The organism is Streptoalloteichus hindustanus (assembly GCF_900129375.1).
In the GTDB taxonomy this organism is placed as follows: Bacteria; Actinomycetota; Actinomycetes; order Mycobacteriales; family Pseudonocardiaceae; genus Streptoalloteichus; species Streptoalloteichus hindustanus.
This window is the reverse complement of record NZ_FQVN01000003.1, coordinates 1-16,020: the sequence shown is the minus strand read 5'-3', so window position 1 is coordinate 16,020 and position 16,020 is coordinate 1. Positions and strand designations below refer to the sequence as shown.

General features: G+C 70.7%; 16 protein-coding genes. 13 read left to right on the top strand and 3 right to left on the bottom strand.

The genetic code is table 11. The features are described from left to right. The first annotated feature begins 55 nt into the window (after positions 1 to 55). From BUE43_RS09280 to BUE43_RS33355, 7 genes are all read left to right on the top strand, one after another. Positions 56 to 2,257: a heavy metal translocating P-type ATPase gene (locus BUE43_RS09280; RefSeq protein WP_083959605.1), complete on the top strand. Its 2,202-nt coding sequence runs from the start codon at positions 56 to 58 to the stop codon at positions 2,255 to 2,257. A 184-nt stretch (positions 2,258 to 2,441) separates the two neighbouring features. After that, positions 2,442 to 2,636: a hypothetical protein gene (locus BUE43_RS09275; RefSeq protein ID WP_073481095.1), complete on the top strand. Its 195-nt coding sequence runs from the start codon at positions 2,442 to 2,444 to the stop codon at positions 2,634 to 2,636. Further along, positions 2,620 to 3,147 carry a DUF6879 family protein gene (locus tag BUE43_RS09270; RefSeq protein WP_073481093.1) on the top strand — a complete coding sequence of 176 codons (528 nt, stop codon included), beginning with the start codon at positions 2,620 to 2,622 and terminating at the stop codon, positions 3,145 to 3,147. Before BUE43_RS09275 ends, BUE43_RS09270 begins: the two co-directional genes overlap by 17 nt. Before the next feature lie 4 nt (positions 3,148 to 3,151). Continuing rightward, a complete protein-coding gene (locus BUE43_RS09265) occupies positions 3,152 to 3,664 on the top strand; it encodes a DUF6879 family protein (RefSeq protein ID WP_200797473.1) in 513 nt (170 codons plus the stop codon). Further along, a complete protein-coding gene (locus BUE43_RS09260) occupies positions 3,654 to 4,166 on the top strand; it encodes a DUF6879 family protein (protein WP_073481089.1) in 513 nt (170 codons plus the stop codon). The genes BUE43_RS09265 and BUE43_RS09260 overlap by 11 nt, the downstream gene beginning before the upstream one ends. Then, positions 4,150 to 4,998, top strand: a complete 849-nt coding sequence (locus BUE43_RS09255; protein WP_073481087.1) for a helix-turn-helix domain-containing protein — start codon at positions 4,150 to 4,152, stop codon at positions 4,996 to 4,998. The genes BUE43_RS09260 and BUE43_RS09255 overlap by 17 nt, the downstream gene beginning before the upstream one ends. 48 nt (positions 4,999 to 5,046) lie before the next feature. Continuing rightward, a complete protein-coding gene (locus BUE43_RS33355) occupies positions 5,047 to 5,388 on the top strand; it encodes a hypothetical protein (RefSeq protein ID WP_143174064.1) in 342 nt (113 codons plus the stop codon). A gap of 114 nt (positions 5,389 to 5,502) precedes the next feature. Here the strand turns inward: BUE43_RS33355 and BUE43_RS09245 are convergent, their stop codons facing one another. After that, complete coding sequence (locus BUE43_RS09245) at positions 5,503 to 6,402, bottom strand: helix-turn-helix transcriptional regulator (protein ID WP_073481085.1); 900 nt, start codon at positions 6,400 to 6,402, stop codon at positions 5,503 to 5,505. A 152-nt stretch (positions 6,403 to 6,554) separates the two neighbouring features. Between BUE43_RS09245 and BUE43_RS09240 the strand changes: the two genes are divergently transcribed. The 3 genes from BUE43_RS09240 to BUE43_RS09230 all read left to right on the top strand — a co-directional run bounded on the left by BUE43_RS09240 (position 6,555) and on the right by BUE43_RS09230 (position 9,252). Beyond that, positions 6,555 to 7,346, top strand: coding sequence for an SDR family oxidoreductase (locus BUE43_RS09240; RefSeq protein ID WP_073482478.1), 792 nt, complete (start codon positions 6,555 to 6,557; stop codon positions 7,344 to 7,346). A gap of 246 nt (positions 7,347 to 7,592) precedes the next feature. Further along, positions 7,593 to 8,447, top strand: coding sequence for an aldo/keto reductase (locus tag BUE43_RS09235; protein ID WP_200797444.1), 855 nt, complete (start codon positions 7,593 to 7,595; stop codon positions 8,445 to 8,447). Positions 8,448 to 8,502: 55 nt separating this feature from the next. Then, complete coding sequence (locus BUE43_RS09230) at positions 8,503 to 9,252, top strand: SDR family NAD(P)-dependent oxidoreductase (RefSeq protein WP_073481083.1); 750 nt, start codon at positions 8,503 to 8,505, stop codon at positions 9,250 to 9,252. An 8-nt stretch (positions 9,253 to 9,260) separates the two neighbouring features. Here the strand turns inward: BUE43_RS09230 and BUE43_RS09225 are convergent, their stop codons facing one another. Then, complete coding sequence (locus tag BUE43_RS09225; protein WP_073481081.1) at positions 9,261 to 9,626, bottom strand: bleomycin resistance protein; 366 nt, start codon at positions 9,624 to 9,626, stop codon at positions 9,261 to 9,263. A gap of 168 nt (positions 9,627 to 9,794) precedes the next feature. Between BUE43_RS09225 and BUE43_RS09220 the strand changes: the two genes are divergently transcribed. Next, the gene (locus BUE43_RS09220; protein ID WP_073482476.1) at positions 9,795 to 11,201 is read left to right on the top strand and encodes a dihydrolipoyl dehydrogenase family protein; all 1,407 of its coding nucleotides are present in this window, start codon (positions 9,795 to 9,797) and stop codon (positions 11,199 to 11,201) included. An 86-nt stretch (positions 11,202 to 11,287) separates the two neighbouring features. Beyond that, the gene (locus BUE43_RS09215; protein WP_073481078.1) at positions 11,288 to 13,798 is read left to right on the top strand and encodes a TIM-barrel domain-containing protein; all 2,511 of its coding nucleotides are present in this window, start codon (positions 11,288 to 11,290) and stop codon (positions 13,796 to 13,798) included. Between the two features lie 127 nt (positions 13,799 to 13,925). On the opposite strand, the gene BUE43_RS09210 is transcribed toward BUE43_RS09215, so the two are convergent. Continuing rightward, entirely contained in the window at positions 13,926 to 15,413 is a 1,488-nt protein-coding gene (locus tag BUE43_RS09210) for a sulfatase-like hydrolase/transferase (RefSeq protein ID WP_083959520.1), read from the bottom strand. A 315-nt stretch (positions 15,414 to 15,728) separates the two neighbouring features. Between BUE43_RS09210 and BUE43_RS09205 the strand changes: the two genes are divergently transcribed. Further along, positions 15,729 to 16,020 (top strand): SDR family NAD(P)-dependent oxidoreductase (locus BUE43_RS09205; protein ID WP_234995634.1); only part of this gene is annotated, 292 nt, incomplete at its 3' end.

The following is a 16,020-nucleotide window of genomic DNA, read 5'->3' as shown; positions in this document are numbered from 1 at the left end:
GGCACTGGACCAGCGAACCGGCGTGACGGACAGCATCGAGCTGGCGATCGGCGGGATGACCTGCGCGTCCTGTGCCGCCCGGGTCGAGCGGAAGCTCAACAAGATGGACGGGGTCACCGCGACCGTCAACTTCGCCACCGAGAAGGCGCAGGTCTCCTTCCCCAAGGGCATGGACCCGCACGAGCTGGTGGCGACCGTCGAGTCCGCCGGCTACACGGCGACGCCGCGCGTCGAGGAGACCGCGGCCGCCACCGAGGGGACCGCGGCGGAGGAGGACCCGACCAGGGCGCTGCGCACCCGGCTTCTTCTGTCCGCGGCGCTGTCCGTCCCGGTCATCGTGCTGGCCATGGTGCCGGCGCTCCAGTTCACCTACTGGCAGTGGTTGTCCCTGGCGCTGGCCGCGCCCGTGATCCTCTGGGGCGCGTGGCCGTTCCACCGCGCGGCGTGGGTGAACCTGCGGCACGGCGCGGCCACGATGGACACCCTGATCAGCATGGGCACGCTGGCCGCGTTCCTGTGGTCGCTGTACGCGTTGTTCCTCGGCAGCGCCGGGGTTCCCGGGATGCGCCACGGGTTCGACCTGACCGTTCAGCGGATGTCCGGCGACGGCAACATCTACCTGGAGGTCGCCGCCGGCGTCACCACCTTCATCCTCGCCGGCCGGTACTTCGAGGCCCGCTCCAAGCGGCGGGCGGGCGCGGCCCTGCGCGCGCTGCTGGAGCTGGGCGCGAAGGACGTCGCGGTGCTGCGCGACGGCCGGGAGCAGCGGGTGCCAGTCGACCAGCTCGCGGTCGGCGACCGGTTCGTGGTGCGGCCCGGCGAGAAGGTCGCCACCGACGGCGTGGTCGAGGAGGGTGGCTCCGCGGTCGACCTGAGCATGCTCACCGGCGAGTCGGTGCCGGTGGAGGTCGGCCCCGGCGACGAGGTGGTCGGCGCGACGGTGAACGCCGGCGGCCGGCTCGTCGTGCGGGCCACCCGGGTCGGCGGCGACACCCAGCTCGCCCAGATGGCCAAGCTCGTCGAGGACGCGCAGAACGGCAAGGCCGAGATCCAGCGCCTCGCCGACCGCGTCTCGGCGGTCTTCGTGCCGATCGTGATCGCGCTCGCCGTGGGCACCCTCGGCTTCTGGCTCGGCGGCGGCGCGCCAGCGGCCACCGCCTTCACCGCGGCCGTCGCGGTGCTGATCATCGCCTGCCCCTGCGCGCTCGGCCTGGCCACGCCCACCGCGCTGCTGGTCGGCACCGGTCGGGGCGCCCAGCTCGGCATCCTGATCAAGGGGCCGGAGGTGCTGGAGTCCACGCGCCGCGTCGACACCGTCGTGCTCGACAAGACCGGCACGGTGACCACCGGCCAGATGGCGCTGGTGGACGTGGTCGCCGACCCGTCCACCGACGTCGAGACCGTGCTGCGGCTGGCGGGGGCGCTGGAGCACGCCTCCGAGCACCCGATCGCCCGGGCTGTTGCTCAGGGTGCGGCCGAGCGGGTGGGGGAACTGCCCGGCGTCGAGGAGTTCGGCAACGTCCAGGGCCTGGGCGTGCAGGGCGTGGTCGACGGGCACGGCGTGGTCGTCGGTCGAGCCGCCCTGCTGGAGCAGTGGAGCCTGCGCCTGCCCGAGACCCTGACGGCGGCCAAGGACGCGGCCGAGGCCGAGGGCCGCACGGCGGTCCTGGTCGGCTGGGACGGCGAGGCCCGGGGCGTGCTCGTGGTGGCCGACACCGTGAAGCCGACCTCGGCCGAGGCGGTGCGGCAGCTCAGGGCGCTCGGCCTCACCCCGGTTCTGCTGACCGGGGACAACGAGGCCGTGGCCCGCTCGGTCGCCGCCACCGTCGGCATCGACGAGGTCATCGCCGAGGTGCTGCCGGCCGACAAGGTCGACGTGGTCAGGAAGTTGCAGTCGGAGGGCCGCGTGGTCGCCATGGTCGGCGACGGCGTGAACGACGCCGCCGCACTGGCCCAGGCGGATCTCGGCCTGGCCATGGGAACCGGCGCGGACGTGGCGATCGAGGCCAGCGACCTCACCCTGGTGCGGGGCGACCTCCGCGCGGCGGTCGACGCGATCCGCTTGTCCCGCCGCACCCTGGGAACCATCAAGGGCAACCTGTTCTGGGCATTCGCCTACAACGTGGCCGCCCTGCCACTCGCCGCCACCGGCCTCCTCAACCCGATGATCGCCGGCGCGGCCATGGCCTTCTCCTCCGTCTTCGTGGTCACGAACAGCTTGCGGCTGCGAGGTTTCCGCCCCACCGCCACCAACTGAACAAGCTCCTCCGAAGGGGACGCCCGGCGCACCTCGCACCGGGCGTCCTCGTCTGTCCACTGTGGCAACAACTCACCCGTTCGGGCGACGTCTATGCGAACACGCGACTAACGCCCCAGCCGATCTTGCCCTCCTCTGACCACGCTGCGTAGCCTCTCGATCACTGCTTCAGAAAGGGGGCGACGTGAAGGTCACGAAGGTGGCAGGCAACTGCAAGCAGTCGACCTGTCCGGCTGTTTACGTGGACGACGCGGGAAGTCTCGTCGTGCAGGGGGCCGCGGTACGGAACGCGGACGGTCTGCAGTTGGGCGAAGGCGAGCAGGCGGTTCAGATCTCGGTCGAGCTTGTTCGGGAGGCTCTTCGTGCTCTTGACCGGTGAGCAGCTGTCGGGCTACCTGAACACGTTCGAGCGGTCGGCATTTCGGCTCGAAGTTCATCAGGTCTACACCATGCCGGACGAGGTGGAGGAGCTCAGGCTGTTCCTTTCCGGTGGCGAGAAGCCGCAAGGTGGCAATGTCGAGTGGCATAGTCTCGTGCGCTCCAACGTGGAGAGTGGGAAGACCATGCAGCGCGTGAAGATCGTGCGACGACCGTTCACCGACTACACGCGCTACCTGATGTCGTGGGAGGTGCCGGATAACGTCGCGGCCGGTGAGGACTACCGAATCCTGGACCTGACGGACCGTGAGGTGGGTCTGCCCGAGCAGGACTTCTGGCTTTTTGACGAGTCGACCGTCGCCCTTGTCAACATCAATCCAGACGGAACGCTGTTGAATCTGGAGCTGGTGGAGTCGACGGGCATCAACCAGTACTTGCAGTGGCGTGATCTCGCGCTGGCTGAGTCGGTGCCCTTCACCGAGTACGCCTTGGAGGACGAAGGTGCCCGCTGACGGCGTGGACCTCGGGGATTACCTGCGGAATTTCGTGCGGTCGGCGTTCAGGCTGGAAACGCGTCAGGTGTACACGATCGCAAGCGAGGCTGAACGGGTGCGCCGGTTCCTGGCCGGACAGCCGAAGGACGACGAGTCGGCGCAGCAGTGGGTGGGCCTGGTTCGTTCCAACATCAGCGCGGGCAAGACCATGACTCGGGCGAAGATCGTGCGTCGCCCCTTCACGGATTACACGCGCTACCTGATGGAGTGGGGTGTTCCTCGTAACGTTCGTGCGGGTGAGGACTACCGAATTCTCGATCTGACCGACCGTGAGGTGGATCTGCCTCAGCAGGACTTCTGGTTGTTTGACGAGACCACTGTGCTCCTGTTGAACTTCAACCCCGACGGGACTCCGCGCAACCCGGAACTGGTGGAGTCGGCGGATATTGGCCAGTACCTGCGGTGGCGGGACTTGGCCCTGGCGGAGGCAGTTCCGTTCGCCGAGTACAACCAGGGGGCCAACGGTGCCCGTTGACAAGGCAGGTTTGAGAAACTTTTTCCGGAACTTCGTCAAGTCGGCTTTCCGGCTGGAGACACACCAGGTCTACACGATCCCGAGCGAGGCTGAGCGGGTGCGCCGGTTCCTGGCCGGACAGCCGAAGGACGACGAGTCGATCCAGGAGTGGCGCCGCCTCGTGGAGGAGATCACCGGCGCGGGCAAGACCATGACTCGGGTGAAGATCGTGCGTCGCCCCTTCACGGATTACACGCGCTACCTGATGGAGTGGGGTGTTCCTCGTAACGTTCGTGCGGGTGAGGACTACCGAATTCTCGATCTGACCGACCGTGAGGTGGATCTGCCTCAGCAGGACTTCTGGTTGTTTGACGAGACCACTGTGCTCCTGTTGAACTTCAACCCCGACGGCACGCTCCGAGATCGGGAACTGGTAGAGTCGCCGTCAAATATTGATCAGTACCTGCGGTGGCGGGACCTGGCCCTGGCGGAGGCAGTTCCGTTCGGTGAGTATCGAGCCTGAGCGGCAGGAAGACCAACGACGAAGCCTGGCGGAGGCGCTGCGAAGCCTCCGCCAGGCTTCTGGCCTGTCCGGGCAACGGCTGGCCGCGCGCTGCAACATGAGCCAGTCGAAGATCAGTCGGATCGAGACTGGCCGCGTTCTCCCCAGTGTCATCGACGTCGAGCGCATTCTCAAGGCGCTTGAGGTGTCGCCGTCGGTCGTGGAGGAGTTGTTAGGTCTTGCGCGTGTGGCCAACGTGGATTACACCTCGTGGCGGAGTTACGCGCGTGTCGGGATCTGGCGGAAGCAGGACGAGCTTCGCTCTCTGACAGAGAAGTCCACGATGGTGAGGCAGTTCCTGCCCGCTATCCCGACCGGATTGTTGCAGCTGCCCGAGTACGCACGGGACCTGTTGTCCCGTATTGCTTCCGTGAAGTCGGATAGGGACCTGGACAGACTGGTTGAGGCTCGTCTGCGGCGGCAGGCTGTTCTGGATGATCCGGACCGCAAGTTCGTCTTCCTGATGACCGAGCAGGCGGTTCGTTGGCGACCAACCGCCTCCGAGGTGATGGCGAGGCAGGCGGTCCACATGGCCGAGGTGTCGCAGCGGCCGAATGTCGAGATCGGAATTATTCTCCAGTCCGCGAAGGTGCTCGAGCCGCCCATGAACATCTTCGTCGTCTATGACGACCGGTTGGTGACCGTGGAGTTGTTCTCGGGTGAGGTTGTTCTGCGGGACCCGCAGGAGATCGCGTACCACCTGGAGTTGTTCGAGTTCTTCCTGGGGCATGCGGTCAGGGGTGAGGAGGCCGCCGCGTTCCTGCGGTCGGTGGCGCGCGACTTTATGCGATGACGCGACTCGGCCTTTCGGGGCAGGGGCGTTGCTCCTATCGTTGTAGGCGTGAACTTCCCTGAAATCGCGGCGAATCTGCCGCCCGGGGTGAGGGCGGAGACCTTCACCTACCGGAACGGGCGAACCACGACCGTGTACCGGGCGCCTTTTCCGTCGGAGGGGCCCCTTCGTGGAATCTGGGACGGGTACGAGGTCCTGCTTTTCATGTACGCCCACTTCGTCTTCGTGTGGCCGAAGGCGGCCGGCCAGGTGGACGTCCGGCACGGGACCTTCGCCAAGTCGTTGCTGTTGTTCGAGAACGTGCCCATCGAGGGGGAGTGGGGCGCTGAGACGCTTCGGCTTTTCGGGGTTCGGTGGGCGCGCGACCACCTCGCGAAGTTCCGGCTGTGAGAGGAGGGAACGATGCTGGCCGACATGACCGTCACGTGCGGTGACTGCAAGGGCAAGGGTTGCGGGAACTGCGACAACACCGGTTCGATCACCATCGTGGAGGACTGAGCGGGCTCAGGTCCCGGTGGTCGTGGTCCTTCTCGCCGGGGATTCCGCCTCTCCCGGAAGGGAAGCGCCGTCGCGGGGTTCGCGGGCGGTGAGAGAGTCCAGCAGGCGCAAGGAAATTTCCGAGTCGCTACCCGGCTCCGCGTTGTAGGTGCACAGGATCAGACCCGGGTCGCCGGGCAGTTCCAGCGTTTCGTAGAAAAGGGTCATCTCGCCGACGATCGGGTGTCGCAGTCGCTTGCTGCCGTGGGCCTTGTCACGCACGTCGTGCCGGGCCCACAGCCGCCCGAACACCTCGCTCTTCATCGACAGTTCGCCCACCAACGCGGCCATTCCCGTGTCGTCGGGCTGTTGTCCGGCCGAGTAGCGCAGGTACGCGACCGTCTCCTCGGCCACCTTCTGCCACTCCTGGTAGTGGTCGCGGGCGGCCGGGTCGAGGAAGACCATGCGCGCCATGTTGCGGTCGGCGGCCGGCAACCGTCCAAAGTCGACGATCACGGCGGCGGCCATCCGGTTCCACGCCACGACGTCCATGCGGTTGTTCAGCGCGATCGCCGGCATTGGGTCCATCGCGTCGATCAGGTGCTGGATCTGCGGGCGCACCTTGCGTTGCTGGGCGGGTCGGCGTCGGGGTTTGTTGTGCGCCAACGCCAACAGGTGGTCGTGCTCGGAGGGGTCGAGCTGGAGCGCGCGGGAGACCGCGTTGAGCACCTCGCAGGAGGGGTGGGCGGCGCGGCCCTGTTCGAGGCGGATGTAGTAGTCGACGCTCACGCCCGCGAGCTGGGCGACCTCGGTCCGGCGCAGGCCGGGCACCCGCCGGCGGCCGGCCGGCGGCAGACCGACGTCCTCCGGGCGCAGCTTCGCGCGCCGCGACGCCAGGAAGTCCCCCAACTGGTCCCCTCGCTTCATGGGGACAGTGTGCACCGCCGTCGCCGGCGGAGGGTGGTACTGGCGGAACCAGCCTTGGCCGTCCTAGGTGGCTGCGGATCTCCCTGTCCGGTTGGGACGGTCGCATTGTGGTGGGGCACAACGACTTCTGAGTCCTCCGGAGAGTGAAGAACATGACGAACCCGTCGTCCGCCGTGACCGTCACGACGTCCGGGCCGCTGGCCGGCCGGGTGGCTGTCGTGACAGGGGCGTCGAGTGGGATCGGTGCGGCGGTCGCCACGCGGCTGGCCGCCGACGGCGCGAAGGTCGCCCTGCTGGCCCGCCGCGCCGACCGCCTCGCGGCGTTGGCCGCCACGATCACCGAGGCCGGTGGCGTCGCGCTGCCGGTGGCGGTGGACGTCACCGACGCCGACCAGGTGGACGCGGCGGCCGCGACCGTGGCCGAGGAGCTGGGCCGGGTCGACCTCGTGGTGAACAACGCCGGAGTCATGCTGCCGGCCCTGATCGACCGGGGCCGGACGGACGAGTGGCAGCGGATGATCGACCTGAACGTCACCGGCGTCCTGCGGGTCGTGCGGGCGTTCGTGCCGGCGCTGCTGGCCACGGCCGAGGCGGGGGAGCGCGCCGACCTCGTGAACATCTCCTCGGTCTCCGCCGACGTCGTCTTCCCCGGCTACGCCGTCTACGGCGCGACCAAGGCCGCCGTCACGCAGCTCTCCGCCGGCCTGCGCGCCGAGCTGGGCGTCCGGGGCGTCCGGGTGACCAACGTCGAGCCGGGAATGATCGACAGCGAGCTGCGGGAGCACGTGAGCGACCCGGAGGCCCGAGCCGGGCTGCGCGAGTTCGCCGAGGCGGTGCCGTCGCTGCCCGCCGCCGACCTGGCCGACGTGCTGGCGTTCCTGGCGTCCCGGCCGGGCAGGGTCAACGTGCCGGACCTGCGGATCATGCCGACCTGGCAGGTCTGAGCGACGAGGAGGCGACGTGGTGCGACGACGTCGGTTAAGCGCGAACGGCCCCGAGGTGGGCGCGGTCGGCTTGGGCTGCATGGGAATGAGCTGGGGCTAGTCGGAGTCCGAGCGCGACGGCGACCGCTCGGTGACTGTGATCAGAAAGGCCGTCGCAAGTGGAGATGTCGGTGAGCGACCATGGTTCTTCTCCGCTCACTGACATCGACCGGGTGCGGGTGTCCCGCAAGACGCTGGGTGTCCTTTGTGGACACGGCTCAGGTCTACGGCGGCGGGCACAACGAATCCCTGGTGGGGAAAGCGATCGCCGGCCTGCGCGACGGCGTGGTGGTCGCGACCAAGACCGGGCTCGTCGTCGAGGACCTGACGACGCGGACCATGCGTCGCGACGGCTCTCCCCGCCACGTCCGGACCTCGGCCGAGGAGAGCCCGCGCCGGCTGGGGGTCGAGGTCATCGACCTCTACTACCGCCACCGGGTCGACCCCGAGGTCCCGTTGGAGGAGACCTGGGGCGCGATGGCCGAGTTGGTGGCCGAGGGCAAGGTCCGTCGGCTGGGCCTGTCGGAGGTCAGCGTGGCGGAGGCCGAGCGGGCGCGCCGGGTCCACCCGGTGGCCGCGATCCAGTCCGAGCTGTCGCTGTGGACCAGGGACGCGCTCGGCCAACCCGGCCCCGGGTACGAGAACGCGGCCTACGCCGGGACGGACGACTCCGGCGACGTGGTCGCGTGGTGCGCGGCGAACGGGGTGGCCCTCGTGCCGTTCTCCCCGCTGGGCCGGGGTTTCCTCACCGGCACGGTCAGCGTGGATCACTTGGAGGACAACGCCTTCCGGGCCACGAATCCCCGGTTCCGGCGCGATGCCATCGCGGCCAACGAGCGGATCGTGGACGTCGTCCGCCGGGTGGCGGCCCGGCACGACGCCACTCCCGCCCAGGTGGCCCTGGCCTGGGTCCTCGCCGTGGGCGAGCACGTGATCCCGATCCCGGGCACCAGGAACCCGCGTTACCTCAGGGACAACCTCGCGGCCGTGGATCTTGTGCTCACCGCCGACGACCTGGCGGAACTGGACGCCGTGCCGCCGCCGGTCGGCACGCGCTACTGACACGGCGTCCACAACGGACATTCCGCCGCAGGCGGTGGGGAGGAAGGAAGGCACGATGCGTTTCACGGACAAGGTCGCGCTGGTCACCGGTGGCACGAGCGGGATGGGGCTGGAGACCGCGCGGCGGCTGCTCGCCGAGGGCGCGCGGGTGGTGATCACCGGTCGGGACGAGGAGCGCCTGCGCACGGCCGTCGAGTCGCTGGACGGCGGGGACCGCGTGCTGGCGGTCCGCTCCGACGTCGCCCGCGGCGCGGACGTCGACGAGCTGGTGCGCGCGACGGCCGAGCGGTTCGGCCGGCTGGACGTGGTGTTCGCCAACGCGGGCGTCGGGGTGTTCAAGCGGTTCGCCGACCTCACGGAGGAGGACTTCGACCACGTGGTCGACGTCAACTTCCGGGGCGTGTTCCTGACCATCCGCAAGGCGCTGCCGCTGCTCGTGGACGGCGGGTCGATCGTCATCAACGCGTCGTGGACGCTCCACCGCGGCCTGCCGGTGTGCTCGCTGTACTCGGCGACCAAGGCCGCCGTGCACAACCTGGCGCGCACGCTGGCCGCCGACCTCGCCGACCGCCGGATCAGGGTCAACTCGGTCAGCCCCGGCTTCATCGACACGCCGATGTACCCGGAGGACGCGCTGGATCCGGCGGAGGCGGCCCGGCTGCGCGGCCAGGTCGCGGCGAAGCGGTTCGGCCTCCCCGAGGAGGTCGCCGCCGCGGTGGCGTTCCTCGCCTCGGACGACGCGGCCTACGTCAACGGCCAGGACCTGGTGGTCGACGGCGGCCTGGTCCGGTCCATCCCGGCCTGACCCGCCGTCTAGTGCCCCAGGAAACCGCCGACCCGCACCAGGTTGCCGTGCGGGTCGACCAGCGCGAACTCCAGCAGGCCGTAGTCGGTCTCGACCGGCGCGTCCAGGCGGGCGCCGTCGAGGGAGAGCGCCGACCACGTCTCGTGCAGGCTCCTGGCCTCGGTCGCGCTGGTGAACCGGAGGTAGCACCCGCCGGCGTCGGTCTTGGGGTCCACCTTCTCCTGCTCGTAGAAGTGCAGTTCCGCGCCGTCGGGGCGACTGGCGAGCAGGTACTCGGGATGCCGCTCCTGGGTGGTGAATCCCAGCGTGGCGTAGAAGCGCGCGGTGGCGTCGAGGTCGGGGCTCGGCAGGATCGGAATGGTGACCACGGTCATACCCGCAGCATCGCAGGCCTGGGCGGTGCTCCGCCGCCGCCGAAGCGGGTGATGCGCCCGGACGGGGGTCTTCGCTGCGCGCCCCCACCCGCTGTGCTGGGCTGCTCGGTGTGGGCCGGCCCGCCGGTGCTCCCGCCCGGCGGGCGGCCGGCCCGGGAGGAGCGACAGATGCCGGCGCAGGACGTGGACGTCGTGGTGGTCGGGATGGGGCCGGGGGGCGAGCACGTCGCCTCCCGCCTGGCGCGCGCCGGGCTGACCGTCGTGGGGGTGGAGGCCCGGCTGCTCGGCGGCGAGTGCCCGTACTACGCCTGCGTGCCGACGAAGATGATGGTGCGGGCGGCCGAAACGCTGGCCGAGGCCCGCCGGGTGGACGGGCTGGCCGGCTCGGCCGAGACGCGCCCGGACTTCGGCCCGGTCGCGGCCCGCATCCGCCGGGAGGCCACCGACGACTGGGACGACGAGGTCGCGGTCCGGCGGTTCGCCGACGCCGGCGGCCGGTTCGTGCGGGGCCGGGGTCGGATCACCGCGCCGGGCGAGGCCACCGTGACCACCTCCGACGGCGAGCAGGTGTTCCGGGCCCGCCGTGCGATCGTCCTCAACCCGGGCACCGAGCCCTCCGCTCCGCCGGTGGCCGGCCTCGCCGAGGTCCCGTACTGGACCAACCGGGACGCGGTGGCCGCCGAGCGCCCGCCGGAGTCGTTGCTGGTGCTGGGCGCCGGCCCGGTCGGCTGCGAGTTCGCGCAGGTCTTCGCCCGGTTCGGCAGCCGGGTGACCGTGCTGGAGGTCAAACCGCGCCTGGTCGCGGCCGAGGAGCCCGAGGCGTCCCGCATCCTCACCGAGGTGTTCCGGGCCGAGGGCGTGGACGTGCGCACCGGCGTGAAGGTCCGCCGCTTCGACCACGACGGCGCCGGCGGCGGCTTCACCGCGACCCTGGAGTCCGGGGAGGAGCTCAAGGCGCAGCGCCTGCTCGTGGCCGCCGGCCGCCGCACCGACCTCGCCGCGCTCGGGGTGGGCGTGCTGGGCGTCGACGACCAGGCCGCGACCCTGGCGGTCGACGAGCGGATGCGGCTCGCGCCGGGGGTGTGGGCGGTCGGGGACGTCACCGGGCGGGGTGCGTTCACCCACGTCTCCATGTACCAGGCCAGGATCGCCGCCGCCGACATCCTCGGCGAGGGCGGTCACGGGAAGGACGGCGACGGCGAGGTTGCCGACTACCGCGCCGTGCCGAGGGTGACGTTCACCGACCCGGAGATCGGTTCCGTCGGGCTCACCGAGGCCGCCGCCCGGGAGCGGGGGCTGACGGTGCGGACCGGCCAGACCGACCTGTCCACCTCGGCGCGGGGCTGGATCCACCGGAGCGGGCATCCCGGGCTGGTCAAGGTGGTCGAGGACGCCGAGCGGGGCGTGCTGGTCGGCGCGACCGTGGTCGGCCCGTACGGCGGCGAGGTGCTGGGCGCGCTGGCCGTCGCCGTGCACGGGGAGGTTCCCACCAGCCGGCTGCGGCGGATGATGTTCGCCTACCCCACTTTCCACCGGGCGATCGAGTCCGCAGTGGACGATCTGGCGAGCTCGTGAGCACCCGGCGGCGGGCTAACCCTTTCCGGCGACAGCCAGGGCGGCTGTCCGGAGTGGAGCGCGGGCTTGGGTGTCACCATGGGCTGGTGGGTCGGGTCGCCGGAACTGTGGGTCGGGCACTGGCGTTGCTGATGACGGTGGTGCTCCCGCTGAGCCTGGCCGGATCGCCCGGAACGGTGCTGTCGGCGGCGGCCACCACACCGACCTCGGTGCTGTCCGTGCCGCCCGCCCGCGCGCGGGCGCCGGAGTCGACGGTTGTCGACGGCGCCACCCGGTTCATGGTGCTGTCCCCGACGCTGGTCCGGCTGGAGTACTCGCCGGAGGGCAGGTTCGAGGACCGGTTGTCCTTCAACGCCGTCAACCGCGACTTCCCCGGCGCCGCGTTCGACACGTGGGTGGAGGACGGGACGCGGGTCATCCGCACCGAGCGGCTCACCCTCCGCCACCGGCAGGACGGGACGCCGTTCGGGCCGGGCAACCTCTCCGTGGACCTGGCGGCCGGCCAGCGGCCGGTCACGGCCCGCCCCAGCTTCGCCGACGGCAGCGGGGCCGGCGCGCCGTCCCCCGGCAACCTCGGCGGCTGGCGCCGCAGCCTGGACACCGCGTCCGGCCCGGTGCCCCTGCACGACGGGTTGCTCTCCCGCGAGGGCTGGTACCTGCTCGACGACTCCCGCACCGCGCTGGTGTCCGACGACGGTTCGCTCACGCCCCGGCCGCCGCACTCCGGCCAGTACCAGGACGGCTACTTCTTCGGCTACGGCCACGACTACCGGCAGGGCCTGCGGGACCTGCGCGACCTCACCGGGCCACCGATGTTGTTGCCCCGCTGGGCTTTCGGCAACTGGTTCTCCCGCTACCACCCGTACTCCGCCGCGGACGTCCAGCGCGAGTTGCTGCCCCGGTTCCGGCGGCAGCGGGTCCCGCTGGACGTCCTGGTCGTCGACACCGACTACAAGTCCCCCGACGCGTGGAACGGCTGGAACTGGAACACCTCCCTCTTCCCCGAGCCGACGAGATTCCTGTCCTGGGCCAGGAAACAGGGCCTGCGGGTGGCGTTGAACGTCCACAACAGCATCAGCCCGCGCGACCCGAAGTACGCCCAGGTGCGGGCGACGGTGGGGAAGGACCTCCCGCAGGGGGACTGCCCCACCGAGTGCCTCGTCTTCGACTGGAGCGACGAGCAGCAACTCCGCGCCTACTTCGACCTCCACCGGCCGTTCGAGGACCAGGGCGTGCGGACGTGGTGGAACGACTGGTGTTGCGACGGAAGCCGGGTCGAGATCGACGGCGTCACCCCGGACACCTGGCTGAACGCGCAGTACGCCCTCCGCGACGAGCACCGGGGGCTGCGCGGCTTCACCTATGCCCGTGGTGGCAGCGGTTTCACGGGCTACGGCGAGAGCCGGCAGTACCCGCAGGGTCCGTGGGCCGAGCACCGCTACAACATCCACTTCACCGCCGACACCAACTCCTCCTGGGAGCTGCTGGCGTTCGCCGCGGCCTACACGGCGGCGCACGGCAACACGGGGAACCCCTACGTCACCCACGACATCGGCGCGCACAACGGGGATCGCCTCCCGGACGACCTGTACGCGCGGTGGGTCCAGCTCGGGGCGTTCCAACCCGTCCTGCGCCTGCACTCCAACCACGGTCTCCGACTGCCCTGGGACTATCCCGGCCCAGCGCAGGAATCCGCGGAGCGGTTCCTGCGCCTGCGGTCCAGTCTCGTGCCCTACTCGTACTCGCTCGCCCGGCAGGCCCACGACACCGGCCTGCCCATGGTGCGGCCGCTCTACCTCAACTACCCCGAGCACGACGAGGCGTACGCCCACCCGCACCAGTTCCTCTACGGCGACGACGTCCTCGTGGCGCCGGTGACCCGCCCCGGCACGGGCGTGGTGGAGACGCCGGTCTGGTTCCCGCCGGGAACGTGGGTGGACTACTTCACCGGCCGGCGGTACACCGGACCGGGCACGGCGACGATCGGCTCGGACCTGTCGAGGATGCCCGTTTTCCTTCGTGCCGGCGGAATCCTGACCACCCGCTCCGACTACGTGGACCACTCCGACCAACGTCCCATGACGGCGGTGACCGTCGACGTCGCGCAGGGCGGGGCGGGAGCCCTGGACCTGTACGAGGACGCGGGGGAGGGCCTGGGGTACCGGCACGGCCAGCACACGACGACGCCGATCCGCTACCACCAGGACAACGGCCGGCACGCCGGCAACCTCACCATCGGCGCGGCGCACGGCTACTACCCGGGGCAGGTCACGCGGCGCTCGTGGACCGCGCGCTTCCGCGACGTCGACCCGCCGACCGGGGTCTGGGTGAACGGGGCCGCGATCGGCGGCAGCCACAGCGGACCCGGCTACTCCTACGACGCCGCGACCCGCACGCTGACCGTGCGGACCGCCCCGGTGTTGACCGCCCGCGCGACGACGATCGGGTTCGCCTCGGGGCAGCTCTCCTCGATGCTGTCGTGCGCCCACTGCTCCCAACCGATCACCGTGCCCGCCGAGCACGCCCTGCCGCCCGACCGCGTCGAGCGCCTCGACTTCCTGTTCCGCCCCCAGGCTCCGGCACGCCGCCCCGGTTGAGTTCAGTCCACTGTGGACACGACGTCCGAAGCTGGCCCGGCGACTTTCCCCAGCCTCTGTTGACCCACCGGTCGAGGAAGGCTCCCCACCCGGAGGTGGGGAGCCTTTCCTTTGTGCCAGAGCGAAATCAGGGATAGCGCAGCAGTTCGCTGTCGATTCTCTCCCAGCGTGCGCGCAGGTCCGCGAGGATCGCTGGACGCCGCGCGGCGAGGTTGGCCTGCTCGCGGACGTCCGTCTCCAGGTCGAAGAGGTGGTCGGTCACCTCGCCGGAGAACAGGGCGGGACCGCGGTAGTACTTCCACCGGCCGCGCCGCAACGCCCGGAACCGCCGCGTCCGCCAGAACAGGTCCCGGTCCGGCGCCGGCTCTCCCCGCAGGAGGTGGCCGGCCACGCTGCGGCCGTCGAGCGGGTGGGTCGGCGCCGGCACGACGCCCGCGACCTCCAGGATGGTGGCGGTCCAGTCCTGCGTCACCACCGGCGCGTGTCTGACCTGGCCGCCCGGGACCCGGGCCGGCCACCGCAGGATCGTGGGCACCCGGATCCCGCCCTCCAGGAGCGAGTCCTTCGCGCCGCTGAGCGGCCACTGGTAGGAGAACCGCTCGCCCCCGTTGTCGCTGGCGAAGAGGACCAGCGTGTTCCGCTCCTGCCCGCTCTCGCGCAGGGCGCGGAACACCCGGCCCAGCGCGGTGTCGAGGCTCTCCACCATCTTCACGTAGGTCGTCAGGGAACCACCGTCCACGTGGAACATCGCCCACCTGTCGCCGGCGAGCTGGCGGCGGGTGAGCTCCTCGCTCACCGCGGTGTCGCCCGGCGCCTCCCACGGGCTGTGCGGGGTGGTGAAGTTCAGGTTCAGCAACCACGGCCGGTCGTGGGGTCGGCGGAGGAACTCCACGGTCCGGTCCGTGAGGGCGTCGGTGTAGTAGGCGAGCGAGCGCACCGGGACCTCGCCCTCGTAGAGGTCGTGCTCGCCGAGGTGGTTGACCTTCGAGTAGTAGTCCAGCGCGCCGGCGAAGTTGCCGAAGAACTCCTCCCACCCGCACCGCGTCGGGCTGTACCAGGGCAGGAACCCGCAGTGCCACTTGCCGTGCATGGCTGTCCGGTACCCGGCGGCCCTGAGCAGCGAGGCCAGCGTCGGGTGGTCGGCGGGGATTCCCTCCCGCTCGTCACGGCTGGCGATCGGCTCGGCCAGCCCTCCCCGCAGTCGGCCGGGAAAACGCCCGGTGTACAGGGCGAAGCGGGTGGGGGAGCACTGGGCGGCCGCCGCGTAGCCGTTGGTGAAGCGCACTCCCTGGCGCGCCAGTGCGTCGAGATGCGGTGTGCGGATGTCGGGAGATCCGTAGCAACTCAGGTCGGCCCAGCCCATGTCGTCGGCGAGGACGACGAGGACGTTGGGGCGTCCCCTGGTTGGCCCAGTCGGCCCCGTTGGCCCGGTCGACGTGCCCGGCCCGGCCTCCGCGTGGAACTCCCGTTCCGGCGGGCTGTCGGCCGCCGCCCTCCCGGCGACCGCCGTGCTCGCCACGGCCGCGCCGAACAGGGCGCCGACGCCCCGTCTGCTCCACCGTCTGCCGTCCTGGACGTCTCCGCCCGCCGAGGCGGAATCTGTGTCTGCGGACACTGTTCTCCTCTTCGTGGAACGGACCGCGCCACGCGCCTGCCAGGGGCGGGCGGGAGAACGGGCGTGGAGCGGCCGGGTGGGTGGCTGTCGAGCGGGGCGACCTCACCCTAGCCGCGCCCGTCACCGCGGGAAACCCACGACTTTCTCGCGACGACGGGGATTTCTGTCCCACCCGCGGCAGATCGGCAGGAACGGGACAGGAATGTGGACCCGCCCGCCCGGAGCGCAAGATCCTTGACATAGGGCCGGAGGACACCGAGCTCCCGCACGCCCGCGATCCGACCGGCGGCGCACCGCCACCGGCGAGCCCGGCCCGTGACGAGGAAGGACGAGATGGACCTCACGGGAATCGACGGCAGGGTCGCCCTGGTGACCGGCGCGGCGCAGGGCATCGGCGCGGCCGTGGTCCGGGCACTGGCCGCCGAGGGCGCCGCGGTCGCCGCCGTGGACCTCGGCGACGAGCGCCTCTCCGCCACCGTCCAGGAGATCACGTCCGCCGGCGGGCGCGTCATCCCGTTCGTCGCGGACGTGAGCGACGTGGCGGCGGTGGAGTCGGTGGTGGACCGGGTGGAGCGGGAGTTGGGGCCGCTGGGGATTCTGGTCAACG